Below are 17,602 nucleotides of genomic sequence, written 5' to 3' on the forward strand. Positions count from 1 at the left end.
TTGACTGGAGGCATGACCTACAGTGATCCGTCCCGAATCACCATCTACGGGTGCGGCCCGGATGAAGCGGTCTTGTTCCGAGAGCTGGCGCCTTGCTTCGGCGTGACGCCGGTCATCACGGACGCGCCGGTATCCGAAGCCAATATTGCACTGGCCGCCGGAAACCGATGCATCAGCGTCGGCCACAAGACTCGCATCGCAAATGCCACTCTGCTTGCGCTCGGGCAAGCCGGTGTCACGTACATCTCCACGCGAAGCATCGGGTACAACCACATCGATGTGGAATACGCAGGTGACGTAGGCATTTCGGTCGGGAACGTCACCTATTCGCCGGACAGCGTGGCCGACTACACGCTGATGATGATGCTGATGGCGGTGCGGGATGCGAAATCCGTCCTCCGGCGCGCGGACCTCCACGACTACAGGCCGAGTGAAGCGCGCGGGAAAGAGCTGCGCGATCTCACGGTAGGGGTGATCGGGACAGGTCGCATCGGTGCAGCGGTCATCGGCAGACTGCGGGGCTTCGGCTGTCGCGTCCTCGCCCATGACAATCACCCCAAGGCCGTCGCTGAATACGTTCCGCTCGATGAACTGTTGCGGCAGAGCGACATGGTCACGCTCCACGCACCGCTCTCTGTGGATACGCACCATCTGCTGAATCGGGAGCGTTTGGAGCAGATGAAGCGTGGCGCGTACATCATCAATACCGGACGTGGTGCGCTGATTGATACAGAGGCGCTGGTGTCTGCCTTGGTGAGCGGCGCGTTGGGCGGTGCCGCATTGGACGTCCTCGAGGGGGAGGAGGGCGTCTTCTACGCCGACCGTCGCACCAGGCCCATTGAAAGCAAGGCGCTGTTGCGGCTGCAGGAGCTGCCGAATGTGGTCATCAGTCCGCACATCGCCTACTACACGGATCACGCATTGAGCGACACCGTCGAGAACTCCATCATCAACTGCTTGACATTCGAAAGTGGGGGCCAGCATGGATAAGCTGAAGGTCGGGATCGTGTTCGGGGGGCGTTCGGAAGAGCACCCGATATCCGTCAAGTCTGCGCAGGAGGTCGCAAGGAACCTCGATGCGGAGAAGTACGAACCGTTCTACATCGGTATCACGAGGGACGGCGCCTGGAACCTCTGTGACGGCCCGGACGCGGAGTGGGAGAGCGGGAACTGCCGTCCGGCTGTGCTGTCTCCGGACAGCAGCGTGCACGGACTCCTTGTCCAGGACTCGGACCAGGGACGATTCGAGACGATCCCGCTGGACGTCGTGCTGCCCGTCCTGCACGGCAAGCTCGGCGAGGACGGCGCGATGCAGGGCTTGCTGGAGCTCTCCGGCATTCCCTACGCGGGCTGCGATGTGCAGAGTTCCGCGCTGTGCATGGACAAGTCCCTTGCGTACGTCGTCGCCGGAAGTGCGGGCATTGCCACGCCGAAATTCTGGACCCTCACGGCGGGCGAGAGCATCGACCCCGGCCGGCTCACCTATCCGGTCTTCGTGAAACCGGCCCGCTCGGGGTCGTCCTTCGGCGTCACCAAGGTGTCCGGGGAAGCGGAACTGCCGGGCGCGGTGGAGAACGCAAGGCGGTACGACGCGAAGGTGCTGATCGAAGAGACTGTCGTCGGCAGCGAGATAGGCTGCGCCGTCCTCGGGAACGAACTGGACCTGATGGTGGGCGAAGTGGACCGGATCGCCCTCTCGCACGGGTTCTTCCGCATCCATCAGGAGGACCAGCCCGAAACCGGTTCCGACAACTCGACGGCCATCGTTCCCGCCGACATTCCGGCGGAGTCGCGCACTCTCATCCAGGAGACCGCCAAGGCCGTGTACCGCGCCTTGGGGTGCAGGGGGCTCGCGCGCGTGGACCTGTTCCTCAAACAGGACGGCACGGTAGTCCTCAACGAGGTCAACACGTTTCCCGGCATGACGTCGTACAGCCGTTACCCGAGGATGATGGCCGCCGCAGGGGTTCCGCTCGGTGAAGTGATAGACCGGGTGGTGTCGTTGGCGCTGACGGGGAAAATCCGGTGAAGGAGGACTTCGTCTTCGTCGACGAGCTGGCGTCCGGAATACGCTGGGACGCCAAGTACGCCACCTGGGACAACTTCACCGGAAAGCCGGTGGACGGGTATCTGGCCAACCGGATCGTCGGCACGAGGGCTCTGTGCACGGCCCTGGAACTGGCCCGGGAGAAGGCCGAATCCATGGGCTTCGGCCTGCTGCTCTGGGACGGCTACCGTCCGCAGCGCGCCGTCGACTGCTTCCTGCGCTGGTCGGAACAGCCGGAAGACGGCCTGACGAAGGCGCGGCACTATCCGAACATCGGCAGAACCGACATGTTCGAGATGGGATTCGTGGCCGTCAAGTCGGGCCACAGCCGGGGCAGCACGGTCGACCTGACGCTCTTTGAACTGGCCACGGGTGAGCTCGCTCCCATGGGCGGCGACCACGACCTGATGGATTCCATTTCGCATCATGGGGCGAAAGGGATCACGCAGGACGAGGCGAGGAACCGTCGGCACCTTCGGTCCGTCATGGAGACGTGCGGCTTCCGTGCATACGATTCCGAGTGGTGGCACTACACCCTCCGGAACGAGCCCTACCCGGACGCCTACTTCGACTTCCCCGTCGTGTGACTGGAGCGTAGGCAGCGGGTCTCCGCGGTGTGGCCGGAATTCAATCTTGACCGCGACCGGCCGAAGTCTATGGTCTGGACTAATCGGCAGCCGTGAACCTCCGGCCCCACCGCCCCACTGCTCCACCCGCGAAACCCGCGCAACCCGCTCCACGAGAGCACTTCACGCCGCGCACCCCCATGAAGCCCTGCCCGTGAAGGAGTACGCATGGACAAGAAGCGGAAGACAGCCGCAGCGATAGGGGCCGGGCTTGCGCCCATCCTCGCCCTCACGCTGCCGGTCGGCTCGGCCAGCGCGCACGGGTACGTCAACGCGCCCGCCAGCCGCCAGGCACAGTGCGCCGCACGCACCGTGCCCTGCGGCGACATCAAGTACGAACCGCAGAGCGTCGAGGGCCCCAAGGGGCTGCGCAGCTGCAGCGGCGGCAACTCCCGGTTCGCGGAACTGGACAACGACAGCAAGGGCTGGAAGGTCAGCGACGTCAGCAGGACGCAGACCTTCACCTGGACGTTCACCGCCCGGCACCGCACCGCGAACTACGAGTACTTCGTCGACGGCACCAAGGTGGCCACCGTCGACGGCCACAACCAGCAGCCCCCGGCGACCGTCTCGCACCAGGTCGACCTCGGCAACTCCACCGGCAGGCACAAGATCCTCGCGGTGTGGAACATCGGTGACACGTCCAACGCCTTCTACGCGTGCATCGACGTCAACATCCGCTGAGGAGACCGTAGTTTCAGAGTTTTAGACCGTGCTGAGCGGATGGGCCGCCGTGGCCGAGCGCGGCGGCCATGCGCGGGGCGCCAGGATGCCCAGGACGTAGGCGCGGGCGACGAGGGCCGGTCGGGTCGCCGCGCCCAGGACGTGCCGCAGACGGCTGAGGTGGTAGTCGACCGTCTGCCGGGACAGCTTCAGCGAAGTGGCGATGTCGCCGTTGCTGCTGCCCTCCGCCAACAGCGAGAGGATGCGGATCTGCGCGGCGGTCAGCGACGGATGGGCCTCATGGGCGAGGCTCTGGTGCGTGACGACGGCCCAGACGTGCCTGGCCCGTGAGGCGGAGTGCCCGATCGTCGTCAGGTGGAGCTGCGCGCGGCGCTGCAGCCCCTGTGCGTCCACGAGCACCGCGGATGTCTCCACCCGTCTCGTGCGGCGGGATATCAGGCCCTTCCAGCGGCGGTGCAGCCGGTCGAGGTCGGGCTCGGGCGCGAGCAGCGTGTGTGCGCGGCGGCCCACCAGGTCGTGCGGGCTGAGCTGGAACAGTTCGGCTGCCGCCGCGCTCGCCTCGATGACCCGCCCGTTCGCGGAGAGCAGCGCGCAGGGCAGGCCGCTGTGGTCACGCAGGGCCTGCAGGTTCTCCTCGGCCTCCTGCCACTGGACCGTGGCGCGCAGATGATCCGTGACGTCCACGTAGATCCCTGCGACGCAGGTGCGCGCGCTCTCCTGTACGGGGAAGCGGTGGCCCACCGCCCGGCCCGCGCTGCCGTCGTGGCGCCGGTAGCCGAGGGTGTGGCGCACCGGTGTGCCCCGGCTGAGTATCTCCTGGTCCAGGGCGCGGAACTGGTCGGCCTCGGCGGGTGCGTCGAGGTCCTCGATGTACTTGCCGACGATGCCTTCCGGGACCGTGCCGTAGAGGTGCGCGTAGGCGTGGTTGGCCCACAGGTAGCGTCCGGCGCTGTCCCGTATGAAGGCGGCGGCCGGAGCGAGGTCGACGAGGTCCGCGAAGGCCGCGTATCTGCCCTGGGTCGGGCCCTCTTCAGGGTGCTGGCTCTGGTCCACAGCGGTCTCCGTCCGTATACGACTGGCTGACGCGCAGTCACATTGCTCTGGATATCCCGTACACGCCTCGCACACGCCCCGTTCTCGGCCGAAGTGCCACAGACGGGGATCGGGCAGACTCAGGCATTTGCCTGAGTCGCGGGTGTCCACGGAGGCGCCGCGGACGTCCGGCGCCTGGTCCCCTTGAGTAAGCGGGTGAACACGCCCCGCTACGTGGACCGGAGGATTCCCCCGGGCTCGACACGGAGCAACCACGCGTCACGCACGCACCAACCGCGCATCCCGAACGCATACGGCGATCCGTATCAACGCGACGAATGGAGACGAACTTCAGTGAGCAAGGTGCTGTTAGTGCATGCCAAGGGTGGTCCGCCGCTCGGTCACGTCCTGTCCCGGACGGCCGCGAGGGCGGAAGTGCACCTGCTGGCGCTCAGCGCTCTGCCTCCCGCCGTGGCGGACCCCGCCCGGAGACTCTGCGCCTCGGTCGTCACACCCGACGACGTGACCGACGCCCCTGACGGCACGACCGGCGCGGTGTCTGACGACGCGCACCCCTCCGACCTGGTGTCCCTGATCGTCTCGCGGGCCGAGGCCGTCGGCGCCGACGCGGTGCTCACCTTCTCCGAGTACGCGGTCGTGGCCGTCGCCGAGGCGTGCCAGGCGCTCGGCCTCGCTGGCGCCGGTGACGCCGCCGCGCTCGCCCGCGACAAGCGGCTGATGCGGCGCACCTGGCTCCGGCACGGCCTGCCGCAGCCCGAGTTCCGCCCCGTCGCCACCGAGGCGGACCTGCACGCGGCGGCCCGCGAACTGCCGGGACCGCTGCTCCTCAAGGCGGCCTGGAGCGCCGGGTCCACCGCGCACCAGATCATCCGCTCCCCGCACGAGGCGTCGGCCGCCTGGGCCCGCTCCCGCGACGTGATGGCCGAATCGGCCCAGCTCGGATACGCGGAACTGCACGTGGCCGAAGCCGACGCGGACTTCGTGGTCGAGCAGATAGTCACCGGCACCGTCGCGGACTGGTTCGACGAGCCCGGCTGGGGCGACTACGTGAGCGTCGAGGGCGTCGTCGCGGACGGCACCTTCCACCCGGTCTGCCTCAGCGGCCGGATGCCCACGGTCGAGCCGTTCACCGAACGCGCGAGCATCACCCCCGCCCTCCTGGCCCAGGACGCCCAGGACCGCATCGTGGACCTGGCGCGTCGCGCGGTCGACGCCCTCGGCCTGCGCGACTGCGGGACCCACACCGAGATCAAGCTCGGTGCCGACGGCAGCATGTGGCTGATCGAGACGGCCGCCCGGTTCGGCGGAGCGATGACCGTGCCGCAGATCGAGGAGGTCTTCGGGCTCGACCTCGTCGGGATGCTCGTCGACCAGCTCATCGGACGCCCGGTCGAGTGGCCCGAGCAGGCCCTCACTCCCGAGCGGGCGCGCGGCGCGGCGGGCTCCCTCGTCGTCCTCGCGGTGGACGGCGACGGCGAGGCCTGGCACGACCGCAAGGTCTGGGACTTTCCCTCCGTGTCGGCGGACATCCCCCTCAGCCGGGGCAGCGAGCTCTCGGTGGTCGCGGAGAGTTCCCTCGCCGACGGCAGTGTCGTGCCGGTGTACGACCCGGCCGCGGGCGCCAACACCATGGCGGCCCTGTGCCTGCTCTCCGCCGCCACCCCGCGGACCGTGCTCCGCGACTTCGAGGCCCTGGTGGACGCCCTGCCCCAGGTGCTGCCCGCCGCCCGGCCCGAGGAGGTCCCGGCATGACCGCCCCCCTGCTCACCGGCCCCGCCGAACCGGCCACCGACCGCACGGTCATCGGCGAGAACCTCTCCCTGCCGCTCTTCCGCACCCTCTCCGGCGTCCTTGCGGGACACCCGTACCTCAAAGTCGTCGTCGACCGTGCCGAGAACACCTGGCACCTGCTCGACACCGCCGCACACCCCTTCCACGTCAACTACATCGCCACCCGCATCCTCGGCATGGACCTCACCGCGCTCGACGCGGACCTCGACGCGTTCAACGCCTCCGTCTACATGGATCCCGGGCGCCGCTTCCTGCTCGGCGTGCTCTCCCTGCACACCGACGAGGACGCCGAAGGCCGCGAACGCACCTTCCTCGTCCTGGAGACGACCGAAGCCGACACCATGCACGGCGAACTGCTCTCCTTCTTCTACGAGTTCGTGCGCGCCCGCGTCGACGGCAGGCTCCCGCTGCTGCTCAAGCCCGCCAACCACGGGCAGGAGGAGGAGCTCGCGGCGATCAACGAGCTGAGCGTGCCGCGCATCCTCAGCCACGAGCTCTTCGGCTCCCGGGCCCGCACACCGCTCAACCCCGGCGAGGCCACCGGCCGACTGCGGTTCTTCCGCACGCACGACGAGTACGCGGCGGCGGAGACCGGACTCGGCTGGGCGGACATCGTGGCCATGCCGTGCCTGCCGGACGACGTGCCCCGGGTGGCCGGATTCCTCAACACGGCGCCCATCACCCCGCTTTCCCACACCAACGTCCTCGCCTCGGGCTGGGGCATACCCAACGCGATCGTGCGCGACCTGGAACAGCTCGTCGAGAAGGACGGCCTGGACGGCGCGTGGGTCCGCTACCGGGTCCGCGAGGACGAGATATCCCTCGAACGCCTCGACCACGAACCGGCCCTGCGCGCCCCGGCCTGGCACCAGCAGCGCATACGGCTCGAACCGCCGCTGCTCGAAGAGGCCCCCGTGCTGGCCCTGCACCGGCTGCGCGGCACCGACCGCGACCGCTACGGCACCAAGGCGGCCCACCTCGGTGAGCTGCACCACGTGCTCGACAGTCGCACGGCCGACCTGACCGCGTTCTACGGACGGCCCCGCCCGCCGCGCGAGCACCTCTACGGGCACCTCGCGGCCCGCCTCGGCCTGAGCGCGTCCCACGCGGGAGCGCCCACCGAGAGCGAACTGCGCGCCAAGGCAGCCGAGTTCGTGGCCGACGCGGTGAGCGCCCCGAACGGCGTCGCGCTGCCCTTCGCGCTCCAGCAGCGCTTTCTGGCCTCGTCCACCGTTCTGCAACAGGGCATCGGCAAGCTCAAGATGGCACTCGAACTCGACGCCACCGACGTCCTGGACTCGCTCTGCCTGCAGCTCCAGCACCTGATCCGGCAGACACCCGTCCCCGAGTCGGTCATCCGCCAGCTCAGCCAGGCGTTTCCCGCCCCCGCCGGTTCGCGCGGGCGCCTGGTGGTGCGCTCCTCGTCCAACGCCGAGGACCTGCCGGGGTTCTCCGCGGCGGGTGTCTACGACTCCGTCACCACCGTCCACGGCACCGGCGAACTCCTGGACGCCGTACGCCAGGTGTGGGCCTCGCTGCTCTCGCCCCGCAGCGTGCGCCTGCGCCACCAGGTCGGCATCTCACTCGACGACACCTACATGGGCGTCATCATCCAGGAGTACGTGCCCGCCTCCCTCGGCGGCGTCCTGGTCACCTGCAACCCGACCCGCCGCGAGGACTTCCGCAACGTCTACCTCAACTGTTCCCCCGGCTCCCCGGAGCAGGTCGTCGACGGTTCGGTCCTGCCGCAGCAGTACCTGTACAACACCGTGGAAGGCGGCGGCCGCACCGTCGCCCTCGGCTCCTGGGGCGACGGTCTTTCCGCCGCGACCCGCGCGAGGCTCGCCGACCTGTCCCTGACCGGGCGGCTCCTGCAGTCCCACTTCAGCGCGAGCGACGTGGACCGGCCGCTGGACATCGAGTGGCTGATGACCGACCGGGGCGACTTCCGGCTGGTCCAGATCCGCCCGTACGCGCTGTGAGGGCCGCCTCCAGCAAGGCGGGCACCACCGGCCTCACGGACACCGCCCGCCGCATCATCCACCTCAACTACGGCTTCCAGCTGCTGTTCAACCTGCTGTGGTGGATGCCGGTGTTCTACGCCTATCAGAAGGCGGCCGGGCTCTCCGACGGGCAGATCTTCGGCATCCAGAGCATCTACTACGTGGCCTTCTGCCTGTTCGAGATCCCGACCGGGCTGATCGCCGACCGCATCGGCACCCGCAACTGCCTGCGGGCCGGAGCGGTGGTCATGACGGCGGCGAACCTGGCTCCGGTGGTCAGCGCCTCGTACACCGGCTTCCTCGTCCACTTCCTGGCCATCGCCGCGGGCCGTTCGCTCACCTCGGGAGCGGCCAGCGCCTATCTGTACGACGGTCTGCGCGCGGAGAAGTGCGGCGAGCACTATCTGAAGGCGGAGGGCACCGCACGGGCGCTCGGCCTGGTGGCGAAGGTCGTGTGCTGGCCGCTGGTCGGGCCTCTGATGGCAGTGGCGCACCCGACGCCGTACGTGCTCAGCGCCGCGAGCGCGGCGGGCTCCCTCGTGTGCGCCGTCGCACTGCCCCGCCTCGCCGGGGCGGACGGCGGATCGGAGAAGACGGACGCCGGGCGCGGGGGCGGCGCGTTCCTGCGGGACGCGGGCACCGCGCTGCGCTGTGTCGCCTCCTCACGGTGGCTGGCCCTGGTGATGGTGCAGGGCGTGGCGATCTTCACGCTCTCCCGGATCTGCCAGGTCAACCTCTTCCAGCCGATCCTGCTCGACCACGGCATCGCGGAGGCCTCGCACGGCGGTGTGATGGCGGCGATGACGGTGGCGGAGGCGGTGGCCTCGGCCCGCCCGCAGTGGCTGAGCCGCCGCCTGCCACCGGTCGCCTGGGTCTCGATCCTCAGCCTCGCGCTCGCGGGCACCCTGGCGGCCATGACGTTCGGCGGGCCGTGGGCCGTCGTCGTGCTGCTCTGCCTGTTCGCCGCCGCGACCGGCTTCGCGTACCCCATCCAGCGCAAGCTGGTGAACGACGCGGTGCCCGCGGACGCACCGCGCGCCACGCTGCTCTCGGTCGAGAGCATCGTGGACCGCGCGGTGTGTGCCCTGGCCGCGATCGCCGCGGGCGCCTATCTGGCCGCCGGGCGCCTGGACGCCCTGCTGTGGCACAGCGCGCTCGCGACCGCGGTGCTGATCGGGGTCTTCCAACTGCTGCTGCGCAGCGGGATGGTCAGGCGGGAGAGCGCAGGCCCAGGAGTTCCACCAGCCCCACCGGGAGGAACGCCGGTCGGTGCGGACGGCCGACCTGGTACGGCACGAAGCCGAGTGCGGAAGCAGCTCTGACCTCCTCGGCCGTCTCCGCCTGATAGACGACCCGGCAGTGGCCCGAACCCGCCTTCGCCCGCTGCCAGAGGGCGGGGGCCGGTTTGCGCTCCGCCTCGGTGCGCGGGGTGAGGACGCGGTCGCCGAAGTCCTGCCACGCGAAGGGTGCCGACCCCTGCCATGTGGAGTCGACCTCCTGCCGCAGCCTGGCGGCGCGCTCGGCGTCGGTCGCGCCCCAGGAGGACGGCACGTTGGTGATCAGGCCGACCGGGATGCCGCGTGCGCGCAGGGCACGCAGATAGGCGGCGGCGCCGGGCTGATAGCTGGTGCTGCCGTCGTCGGCGGTGTGCACGAGGGTCTCGCCCAGGTCGAAGTAGACGATGGGGCAGGCCCGTTCACGCGCGGCGGCCGCCGTACTCGTGGTTTCGCCCGCGTCCTTCGGCGCCGCCGCGTTCGCCGTGGGGCCCAGCGCGGTCGACACCAGGGCCGCGCTCAGCGCGAGGATCGCCCACGCGGAGCCCTTGGAGACGTATCTGTTCATGCGTCGTCGCCCTTTCCTTGCACACACTGGTCCACCGCGCACTACCCCGGCACACCACGTGTCACTCCCGTCTCGCCCGGGAGCGTTCGGGAATGCTGAGGGCCGTGGACGATCACAGTGACGCATCCGATCAGCCGGGAGTCATCGGCATCGCACTCGCCGCCGTCCTGACGGCGATACTCGCGCAGGGCTCCTGGCAGTGGTTCGCCACGTACGTGGGGGCGACGCTGCTCGCGGTGATCTTCTGCTTCTACCGTCTGCCGCGGTACGCGCCGGGCCTGCGGGCTGCGTACGCGCGGAACCTGGCGGCGTACTCACTGGTCGGCGGCCTGTGTCTGTCGATCGCGCTGGCTCCCATGCTGCAGCGCTGGGCCTGGCTCTTCCCGATGCCGGGGACGCGGGACAGGTGCGGGGCGCTCGGCGCCTACGAGCGGATCCGGACGGAGGCGGCGCTCGCGGACCTGGCAGGTCGCGACGGTGCCGCCCTGGCCGACGCGCAGGCGGTCCAGAGCCATGCAGCCGTCGCCGACTGCCTGTCTGCCACGACGACCCTGTGGCTGCCCGTCTACGCGGCCGGGGCGGCCGTGCTGGTGGGCTTCGCGGCGTGGTGCGTCGACCGTGCGCGGGGTTCGCGGACTGCACGGGCTTCGGCGTGAGGAAGCCGGGGCCGGGCACGCGAGGTGCCCGGCCCCGGCTCTCGGTCCGGATCAGGCGCCGGTGGGCCTGAGGCGGACGGGCAGGGTCTGGTGGCCGTTGCTGAGCAGGGAGCCGAGCGGCCTCAACTCCGAGACGGGTACGGCGAGTTCGAGCTGCGGGAAGCGGTCGAAGAGCAGGCTCAGGGCCGTGCTGACCTCCAGCCGGGCGAGCGGGGCGCCGAGGCAGAAGTGGACCCCGTGGCCGAAGGCGAGGTGCTCCTTGACCGTGCGGGTGATGTCGAAGTCGTCCGCGCTCTCACCGTGCCAGTCCGGGTGACGGTTGGCGGCCGCGTAGGACGCGAGGATCGCCTCTCCCTTGGGGATGATCTGACCGTCGGGCAGGGAGATGTCGTTCACCGCGTACCGCAGCGGCAGGTGCCTGACCGCCGGTTCGAAGCGCAGGGTCTCCTCGACGGCGTCGCTCCAGTCGACCTCGCCCGACCGGAGCAGCGCGAGCTGGTCGGGGTGGGAGAGCAGCTGGGTGATGCCCTGGTCGATGACGTTGACCGTGGTGTCGTACCCGGCGCTGATCATCAGCAGCAGGGTGTCGCGCAGCTCGTCCTCCGTCATCCCGCCCTCCTCGTCCTCGTCGCGCGAGGTGATGAGCAGGGAGGTCATGTCGTCGCCGGGCTCGGCGCGTTTGGACTTGATGAGCCGATGCAGGGCCTCGTACAGCGCCTTGGTGTTCGCCTCGGACTGCTCGGCGGTCAGGGTGGTGTCGAAGACGCCGTCGACGACCCGGCGGAACGCGTCCTGCTGCTCGGCCGGTACACCCATGAGCCGGCTGATGACCGCGATGGGCAGCGGGTACGCGAGGTGCTCCCGCAGGTCGACGGTCTCGCCGGGCGGGAGGGCGTCGAGGCGGTCCAGGATGCCGGTGACGACCGTGTCTATGCTCTCCTTCAGCGCGGTGATGCGGCGGGCGCTGAAGGCAGGGGCGACCATGCGCCGCAGACGCCGGTGATCGGCCCCGTAGGCGGTGAACATGTTCTCCACCGCGACCCACAGGGCCAGCGGCCACCGTTGGATCGTGTCAGTGAACTCCGGCCAATGGGCACGGGCGTCCTTGGAGACGTCCGGGCTGGTCAGCAGCTCCTTGAGCAGCTTGGGGTCGGAGACGGACCAGGCGGTCACGCCCAGGATGTCGACCCGGACCGCCTGGCCGTGCTCCCGCAACTGGCGGTGCTCGTCGTGTGCGCGGGCCCCGGTGGGGTCGAGGATGATCGGCTGCGTGGACAGGGCCATGGTGTGTCCCTTCAGACTGATGCGGAGGCGGGGAACAGGACGGGCAGTGCGGCCAGCGCCCGGTGGAAGGGTCCGGGGCGCCGGACCAGCTCCTCGGGGGCGGTGGCGAGGTCCATCTCGGGCAGCGCGTCGAGCAGATGGGTGATGGCCGTCTCGGCGATGAGATAGGCGTGCGGGCGCGCCGGGCAGGCGTGCGGCCCGGTGCTCCAGGACAGGTGGGCGCGGTTGCTCGCGGTGCGCTGGTCCCCGAGGGCGGGATCGTTGTTGCAGGCCGCCATCGAGATGACGACCGGCTGGTGCGCGGGCAGCAGGAACCCGTCGACGTCGACGGGGTGCGGCGGATAGCTGATGCAGTAGTTCGCCAGCGGCGGGTCGGTGTAGAGCACCGTGTCGAGCGCCTCGCGCACGGAGGAGCCTCCCGCGTGCAGGTCCCCGGAGAACTGGTCGTCCGTGAGGACCTTGAGGACGGTGTTGGCGATCAGGTTGGTGAGGGGCTCGATCCCGGCGCCGTAGAGCGTCACGAGCTGGTGGGCCATCTCGATGTCGTCGAGGGCCGCGTCGTGCGCGAGGAGCCGGGAGGTGATGTCGTTGCCGGGCTGCCGGTGGCGCAGGTCCACCAGGTCGGCGACCGCCTGGGACAGGATCTGGTTTCCGCTGGCGGCGTCCACCCCCTCGAAGATCTTGGCCATGCCGTCGGCGATGCGGCGGCCCATCTCGTCGGGGCAGCCGAGCAGGGCGCTCAGGACGCGGAAGGCGATGGGCCAGGCGTACTGGGTCAGCAGATCCGCGCCCTCGGCCTCGCGGAACTCGGCGATCGTCGCGTCGGCGACCTGCTCGACCAGCGTGCGCAGCTCGTGCTGGTCGATGCCGTTGATCGCGGAGCTGTTCGCCGAGCGGTAGCGGGTGTGCGCGGGACCCGACGAGCGCAGCGCGTTGGGGCGGTGCTCCATCATCGGGCGGACCGGGCAGGAGGCGGGGACGGACTGCTCCCACACCCGCGGGTCGGCCGGAAACCGCAGGGGATCGTTGAGGATGCGCCGGGCCTGCGCGTAGCCGATGACGAGGGTCGCGGGCACCCCGGGGACGAGGTCCACCGGGACGAACGGCCCGAACTCGTCCCGCATCCGTGCGTACGCGGTGTGCGGATCGGCCGCGAACTCGGCCTCGTGCAGGGCGATCCGGCGCTCGGGCGCCGTTTCGATCGTGGTCGGGCTGGTCACGGGCGGGGCTCCAAAACAGGTGCGTGCAACTCGGTCAGGTACTCGCAGAGGGTGATCAGGGCCAGCACGCTGGAGGTGCCGTCCCGCGCGTCACACGTCGTCAGCGGCGTGCGCGGGTCCAGGTCGAGGGCCTGACGGATCTCGTCCAGGTCGTAGTGCGGCGCCCCGTCGAACAGGTTGATCGCCACGGCGTACGGCGTGCCCTGCTCCTCGTGGAGGGCGAGGATCTCGAAGGAGGCCTCCAGATTGCGGGTGTCGACCAGGACCAGCGCGCCGAGTGCCCCCTCGGTCAGCCCCGCCCACATGGGGCGGAAACGGCCCTGGCCGGGCGTGCCGAACAGGTACAGCACGAGGGCGTCGCTGAGGTGCAGGCGCCCGAAGTCCATGCCGACCGTCGTGGTCGTCTTCCGCGGGGTGCGCTCCAGATCGTCCACCCCGGCACTGGCCTGAGTGATCCGTTCCTCCATGCGCAACGGCGGGATCTGGGAGGCGCTGCCCACGAACGTCGTCTTGCCGACGGCGAAGCTCCCGGAGATCACGATCTTCGCGGACCGGGTCACGCCGGGTGGCACATAGATGAGGCCGTCAGACGATGGCGCGGAGACCACGCAGTACCTCCTGGAGCAGATCGGTTTGTGGTTGGTCTTCCACCGCGGCGACGGGGCGGGTCAACAGGCCCTCGTCGATGAGGGAGGAGACGAGGATGCGTACCGTGGAAGGAGGGAACTCCAGGGCGGCCGCGATGTCCGCGACCGCCAGGCCCCCGCCCTGGGAGTGGGTGAACAGGCCCATCACCCGCCGGGCGTCCGCGCCCAGGCCTTCCTTGGAGCCGCTCGCGGCGAGCACCACGGTCTCCAGGCGCACATCCGGATCGGCGTGAATGCGCCCGTCGGTACGGACGTAGGGCCTGACCAGGTCCGGGTCCCGCCGCGGCCCGCTCACCTCGTCGGCAGGCCGAGCTCGGAAGGCTGCCGCGGCGCGACCTTCATCTCATGGCCCACCCGCTGGGCCAGCTCCAGCATGTGATGGGTGATCAGGCCGATGTCGGCATCGGGGCCGCTGGTCTGCACCGACAGCATGGTGTTGCCGCCCGCCTGGGTGATCAGCCCCACGTGGTTGGTGAGCTCGATCAGCGCCTGCCGGGTGCCCCCGCCGCCGGTCTCCTCGTCATAGGCCAGCGCGGCGGCGCGGACGGCCGCGGTGATCGCCGCGAACTTCTCCGCCTCGTCCTGTCCGATCCCGGCCGTCCGGGAGTGCAGCAGACCGTCGGAGCTCATCAGCACCGCGTGCTGGACGCCGTCGATGGACCCCAGCGCGCGGTCCAGCAGCCAGCCAAGTTCGTTGCCGGTGGTCACGGTCATGCTCCTTCTTGCGTGGTGGACGGGTCTTCGGTGCGCGCGCTGCGCGTGCCCTTCGCCCAGGCCGCGGCGATGGAGGGACGCCCCGGCGCGGGCGCTCCGGCCTCGGACGACGCCGGGCGCGGGCTCGCGGCAGCGGTCGTCCGCCGCCGGACGGCCAGCCCACTGGCGGTGGTGCGCCTGGGGGGCTCGGCGACGGGCGCGGGCGCGGGCGTGGGAGCGGGAGCAGGCGCGGGAGCAGGAGCGGAAACCGGCCTGGGCACGGGCGCGGGTGGGGCAGACGTGGTCAGCAGGCTCTTGGGGATGAACATGTACACGCGTGTGCCACCGAAGGGGTTCGGCGCCTCCAGGTCGATCCGGAACCCGTAGTCACCGGCGAGGGCAGCCGCCGCCCGCAAACCGGTCTGCGGATGCGCGCCGAGCTGATTGATGTCGTCGCGGCGGACACCCGTGAGGATCTCCCTGGCCCACGTCAACTGCTCCTCGTTCATGCGCAGACCGGCGTCGTCGACGATGACCGAGACCCCGTGGTGCCCCTCCTGGAAGGCGACGTGCACCCGGGCGGAGGACGGGGAGTAGCGCACCGCGTTGTCCAGGAGCACCGCCAGCGCATGGACGATGGGCCCGACCGCCCGGCTGGTCACCGTGACGCCCAGCTCCTGGTGCTCGACCCGCTCGTACTCCTCGATGCTGCCCATCGCGGCCCGCACCACATCGGTCATCGGGGTGGCGGGCCAGCGGCGCGACAGCTTGCCGCCGGAGAGGACCACGTAGTTCTGGGCGACGAGCAGCATCTGCTGCGTGGGGTGATCGATGCCGACCAACGTCTCGTACGCCTCATCACCCTCGTGTCGCCGCACGCCCTGGCTCACCCGCTGGCTGAGCTTCGAGGCCATGCCCACCATCGCCGAGGAGACGGCACGCACCGCGGCCCGGCTGGAGTCCTCGGCGCTCTGGCGCGCGCGGGAGGCCTCGCCCTGCGCACCCTCGCGCGCCTCGGCGATCTGGGCGCTCGTGCTGGTCTGCGCGTCGTACTGGACCTTGCGCACCGTGTGCGCCGCGGAATCGGCAAGCTCCGTCAGCCGCTGCGCCACTGAGGTGTTCACCAGGGCCTCGGGCAGTTCGATGTCCACGCCGTGGCCCGTGCCCAGCCGCTCCGCCTCGGTTCCCAGCCTGGGGATCACGCCTCCGGCGAGCTGCGCGAGCACGTGCTCGGTGGCGTGCTGCCGTCTGGCGATCTCCTCGGCCTGTCCGCGAAGGCGGCCGTTCTCGGCACGCTCGCCTCGGAACTGGTCCCAGAACCGCCAGGCCGCGCCGCCGGCGGCCAAGGCCAGAACCGAGGGCACCACGGTGGTGGCCTGTATGAGGTCTGTCATCACGTCCTCAAGGTGTCAAAGGGGGTGAGGCGGCCGTGTGCCGCCGATTGGACGGGGTGACTGCGGCCGGAGCGGGACGGGCCGTGGCCGACATCACGTCCGGGCCGATCACGGATGTCCTTGGGCTGTCGGGGGCGGCCAGGACCTGGGGAGGGCCGGGGCCGGAGGGTCGCCGGGTGGGGTGGAGCCGGCGCCAACTACGAGAGGAGCCGCATGGGTTGGCGTGCGCCTCTGGGAGCCGACCGGGCAGGCGGCGGGACGGGGGAGCCGAGCCGGTGGCCGAATCGAGACTTCGTCGGGGGTCCGACCTGTCTCACCGTACTCATCGATACGTCCTGGCTTCCCTAGGCTGCAGTGGGCTCTCTACGGCATCAGTTTTCAGCCAAATGGCTGTTAGAAACAGCCAGTTGGCTTCCGCTTGGCAACCGTATCTTGTCGTGTCCATCGCTCGGGGTCCAGATGACCTTGCGGACCCGCGGAGGCATTCGGGGTGGCTGGTCGGGGGCCCGTGATCCATCAGCGTCTAGGCTTCGAGACATGGAGCAGCGCGAGATCATGCAAAGAGTCGTCGGCATCCTGACCGAGGCGCTTGAGATGCGCCGACAGGCACGCGAGAACCCGGACGGCGAGATCGACAACAGCGGCGCGGTGGGCGCGATGCTCGAGGAGATGCTGCCGCCCATCGAGATCCCCGCGGACGCCACGCCGATCGAGGTCGCCGCGGTGGTGGGCCAGGAGCTGGGCCCCGTCATCGAACAGATCACGTCCGCCTTCGCCCTCTCCTTCGCGCAGCTCGCCGAAGTCCATGACGAGGGGCGTACGGACGTGACCTCCGCGGATGTGCTGCGTTCCATCGCGCTGCACTTCGAGAACGAGGAGCACGAGGACGGGGAGTAGGGGACGGGCAGTAGGGGGCGTGGGCGGTCGGCGCCTCTGACGCGTAAGGTGCTGTATCTGTAAGCACCTGTTACGTGTGGAGGTCGCGTGGATACCGGGATTGTGCGGGCGTGGGTCGACGGCTGGGTCATCTCGCGCGGGGCCGCGCCCCCGGTGGAGGAGCCCTGGGGGTTCACGGTCGATGTCGGCCTGCCCCAGCAAGTGACCCGGCACGTCCTGCCCGACGCCGACGAGGCGCTCGTCCGCAGGGTCCTGGAGAAGGCCACGGCTCCCGGCACCTGGCTCAAGCTGTTCACGCCCGCGGAGACCGTCGCCCCCTGGCTCACCCCCGGCTGGACCTTCGACGACCCCCACTTCCTGATGTCGACGACCCTGCGCCCGGCCACGGCGGACGTCCCCGTCGGCTACCAAGTGCGCACGTGGAGCCGGGGCGACGTCGCCCGCGTCCTCGTCCTGGCCGCCGACGGCGGCTTTGCCGCCCGCGGCCAGGCCGCAGGACCCACGCGCTCCGGCGCCGTCGTCTTCGACCAGATAGAGACGTCCCCCGCGCACCGTCGCCGGGGCCTGGGGCGCGCGGTCATGCACACCTTGGCGAACGAGGCGATCAGGGCGGGTGCCAGGACCGGGGTGCTCGGCGCGACGGTCGAGGGGCGCGGCCTGTACGAATCGCTCGGCTGGACCACGGAGGCACCGCTCACCAGCATCTGCCGCACGTCGTCCGGCGCCGAAACCGCTTGAGATGCGGCCGTACGTTGGGCAAGGTCT

At 70.1% G+C, this 17,602-nt stretch carries 18 protein-coding genes; 10 read left to right on the forward strand and 8 right to left on the reverse strand.

Annotated features, from left to right (window positions below):
• Nucleotides 1–12: 12 nt before the first annotated feature.
• The 4 genes from ABZV77_RS23435 to ABZV77_RS23450 all read left to right on the forward strand — a co-directional run bounded on the left by ABZV77_RS23435 (nucleotide 13) and on the right by ABZV77_RS23450 (nucleotide 3,357).
• Nucleotides 13–990 (forward strand): D-isomer specific 2-hydroxyacid dehydrogenase family protein, encoded by a 978-nt coding sequence (locus ABZV77_RS23435; RefSeq protein ID WP_356260004.1) that lies wholly within the window; start codon nucleotides 13–15, stop codon nucleotides 988–990.
• Complete coding sequence (vanA-Sc, locus tag ABZV77_RS23440; RefSeq protein WP_356260007.1) at nucleotides 983–2,029, forward strand: D-alanine--(R)-lactate ligase VanA-Sc; 1,047 nt, start codon at nucleotides 983–985, stop codon at nucleotides 2,027–2,029. Before ABZV77_RS23435 ends, vanA-Sc begins: the two co-directional genes overlap by 8 nt.
• On the forward strand, nucleotides 2,026–2,634 hold the full coding sequence (vanX, locus tag ABZV77_RS23445) for a D-Ala-D-Ala dipeptidase VanX (RefSeq protein WP_356260009.1): 609 nt from the start codon (nucleotides 2,026–2,028) through the stop codon (nucleotides 2,632–2,634). Before vanA-Sc ends, vanX begins: the two co-directional genes overlap by 4 nt.
• Nucleotides 2,635–2,841: 207 nt before the next feature.
• The gene (locus tag ABZV77_RS23450; RefSeq protein WP_356260012.1) at nucleotides 2,842–3,357 is read left to right on the forward strand and encodes a lytic polysaccharide monooxygenase auxiliary activity family 9 protein; all 516 of its coding nucleotides are present in this window, start codon (nucleotides 2,842–2,844) and stop codon (nucleotides 3,355–3,357) included.
• Nucleotides 3,358–3,378: 21 nt separating this feature from the next.
• On the opposite strand, the gene ABZV77_RS23455 is transcribed toward ABZV77_RS23450, so the two are convergent.
• Entirely contained in the window at nucleotides 3,379–4,410 is a 1,032-nt protein-coding gene (locus ABZV77_RS23455) for a PAS domain S-box protein (protein WP_356260015.1), read from the reverse strand.
• A gap of 333 nt (nucleotides 4,411–4,743) precedes the next feature.
• On the opposite strand from ABZV77_RS23455, the gene ABZV77_RS23460 reads away from it, so the two are divergent.
• The 3 genes from ABZV77_RS23460 to ABZV77_RS23470 are packed head-to-tail and all read left to right on the forward strand — an operon-like array spanning nucleotide 4,744 to nucleotide 9,526.
• Nucleotides 4,744–6,162 (forward strand): ATP-grasp domain-containing protein, encoded by a 1,419-nt coding sequence (locus ABZV77_RS23460; protein WP_356260018.1) that lies wholly within the window; start codon nucleotides 4,744–4,746, stop codon nucleotides 6,160–6,162.
• Nucleotides 6,159–8,183 (forward strand): PEP/pyruvate-binding domain-containing protein, encoded by a 2,025-nt coding sequence (locus ABZV77_RS23465; protein ID WP_356260021.1) that lies wholly within the window; start codon nucleotides 6,159–6,161, stop codon nucleotides 8,181–8,183. Before ABZV77_RS23460 ends, ABZV77_RS23465 begins: the two co-directional genes overlap by 4 nt.
• Complete coding sequence (locus ABZV77_RS23470; RefSeq protein ID WP_356260024.1) at nucleotides 8,180–9,526, forward strand: MFS transporter; 1,347 nt, start codon at nucleotides 8,180–8,182, stop codon at nucleotides 9,524–9,526. The genes ABZV77_RS23465 and ABZV77_RS23470 overlap by 4 nt, the downstream gene beginning before the upstream one ends.
• Here ABZV77_RS23470 and ABZV77_RS23475 read toward each other — a convergent pair.
• Complete coding sequence (locus ABZV77_RS23475; RefSeq protein WP_356260027.1) at nucleotides 9,414–10,046, reverse strand: hypothetical protein; 633 nt, start codon at nucleotides 10,044–10,046, stop codon at nucleotides 9,414–9,416. The genes ABZV77_RS23470 and ABZV77_RS23475 overlap by 113 nt on opposite strands.
• A 104-nt stretch (nucleotides 10,047–10,150) precedes the next feature.
• Between ABZV77_RS23475 and ABZV77_RS23480 the strand changes: the two genes are divergently transcribed.
• Complete coding sequence (locus ABZV77_RS23480; RefSeq protein ID WP_356260029.1) at nucleotides 10,151–10,702, forward strand: hypothetical protein; 552 nt, start codon at nucleotides 10,151–10,153, stop codon at nucleotides 10,700–10,702.
• A gap of 51 nt (nucleotides 10,703–10,753) precedes the next feature.
• Here ABZV77_RS23480 and ABZV77_RS23485 read toward each other — a convergent pair whose 3' ends face one another.
• Genes ABZV77_RS23485 through ABZV77_RS23510 form a run of 6 tightly spaced genes read right to left on the reverse strand, consistent with a single transcriptional unit; the run spans nucleotide 10,754 to nucleotide 15,940 of the window.
• On the reverse strand, nucleotides 10,754–11,986 hold the full coding sequence (locus ABZV77_RS23485) for a cytochrome P450 (RefSeq protein WP_356260032.1): 1,233 nt from the start codon (nucleotides 11,984–11,986) through the stop codon (nucleotides 10,754–10,756).
• Between the two features lie 11 nt (nucleotides 11,987–11,997).
• Nucleotides 11,998–13,206, reverse strand: a complete 1,209-nt coding sequence (locus tag ABZV77_RS23490) for a cytochrome P450 (protein ID WP_356260034.1) — start codon at nucleotides 13,204–13,206, stop codon at nucleotides 11,998–12,000.
• Nucleotides 13,203–13,814, reverse strand: coding sequence for an ATP/GTP-binding protein (locus tag ABZV77_RS23495; RefSeq protein WP_356260037.1), 612 nt, complete (start codon nucleotides 13,812–13,814; stop codon nucleotides 13,203–13,205). The genes ABZV77_RS23490 and ABZV77_RS23495 overlap by 4 nt, the downstream gene beginning before the upstream one ends.
• The gene (locus tag ABZV77_RS23500) at nucleotides 13,792–14,148 is read right to left on the reverse strand and encodes a DUF742 domain-containing protein (protein WP_356260040.1); all 357 of its coding nucleotides are present in this window, start codon (nucleotides 14,146–14,148) and stop codon (nucleotides 13,792–13,794) included. Before ABZV77_RS23500 ends, ABZV77_RS23495 begins: the two co-directional genes overlap by 23 nt.
• The gene (locus tag ABZV77_RS23505) at nucleotides 14,145–14,567 is read right to left on the reverse strand and encodes a roadblock/LC7 domain-containing protein (RefSeq protein ID WP_356260043.1); all 423 of its coding nucleotides are present in this window, start codon (nucleotides 14,565–14,567) and stop codon (nucleotides 14,145–14,147) included. Before ABZV77_RS23505 ends, ABZV77_RS23500 begins: the two co-directional genes overlap by 4 nt.
• Nucleotides 14,564–15,940 (reverse strand): ATP-binding protein, encoded by a 1,377-nt coding sequence (locus ABZV77_RS23510; protein ID WP_356260045.1) that lies wholly within the window; start codon nucleotides 15,938–15,940, stop codon nucleotides 14,564–14,566. The genes ABZV77_RS23505 and ABZV77_RS23510 overlap by 4 nt, the downstream gene beginning before the upstream one ends.
• 537 nt (nucleotides 15,941–16,477) lie before the next feature.
• On the opposite strand from ABZV77_RS23510, the gene ABZV77_RS23515 reads away from it, so the two are divergent.
• Both ABZV77_RS23515 and ABZV77_RS23520 read left to right on the forward strand, forming a co-directional pair.
• Nucleotides 16,478–16,837 (forward strand): hypothetical protein, encoded by a 360-nt coding sequence (locus ABZV77_RS23515; protein ID WP_356260048.1) that lies wholly within the window; start codon nucleotides 16,478–16,480, stop codon nucleotides 16,835–16,837.
• 87 nt (nucleotides 16,838–16,924) lie between these two features.
• Complete coding sequence (locus ABZV77_RS23520) at nucleotides 16,925–17,575, forward strand: GNAT family N-acetyltransferase (RefSeq protein WP_356260050.1); 651 nt, start codon at nucleotides 16,925–16,927, stop codon at nucleotides 17,573–17,575.
• Nucleotides 17,576–17,602 lie beyond the last annotated feature (27 nt).

Source organism: Streptomyces sp. NPDC004732, from assembly GCF_040609235.1.
Taxonomy (GTDB): Bacteria; Actinomycetota; Actinomycetes; order Streptomycetales; family Streptomycetaceae; genus Streptomyces.

What these genes read in the sequence shown, in the direction of transcription:
- ABZV77_RS23435 (WP_356260004.1), top strand. Translation starts at nt 13, where the DNA reads ATGACCTACAGTGATCCGTCCCGAATCACCATCTACGGGTGCGGCCCG.
- vanA-Sc (WP_356260007.1), top strand. Translation starts at nt 983, where the DNA reads ATGGATAAGCTGAAGGTCGGGATCGTGTTCGGGGGGCGTTCGGAAGAG.
- ABZV77_RS23450 (WP_356260012.1), top strand. Translation starts at nt 2,842, where the DNA reads ATGGACAAGAAGCGGAAGACAGCCGCAGCGATAGGGGCCGGGCTTGCG.
- ABZV77_RS23465 (WP_356260021.1), top strand. Translation starts at nt 6,159, where the DNA reads ATGACCGCCCCCCTGCTCACCGGCCCCGCCGAACCGGCCACCGACCGC.
- ABZV77_RS23475 (WP_356260027.1), bottom strand. Translation starts at nt 10,046, where the DNA reads ATGAACAGATACGTCTCCAAGGGCTCCGCGTGGGCGATCCTCGCGCTG.
- ABZV77_RS23485 (WP_356260032.1), bottom strand. Translation starts at nt 11,986, where the DNA reads ATGGCCCTGTCCACGCAGCCGATCATCCTCGACCCCACCGGGGCCCGC.
- ABZV77_RS23505 (WP_356260043.1), bottom strand. Translation starts at nt 14,567, where the DNA reads ATGACCGTGACCACCGGCAACGAACTTGGCTGGCTGCTGGACCGCGCG.
- ABZV77_RS23510 (WP_356260045.1), bottom strand. Translation starts at nt 15,940, where the DNA reads ATGACAGACCTCATACAGGCCACCACCGTGGTGCCCTCGGTTCTGGCC.
- ABZV77_RS23515 (WP_356260048.1), top strand. Translation starts at nt 16,478, where the DNA reads ATGGAGCAGCGCGAGATCATGCAAAGAGTCGTCGGCATCCTGACCGAG.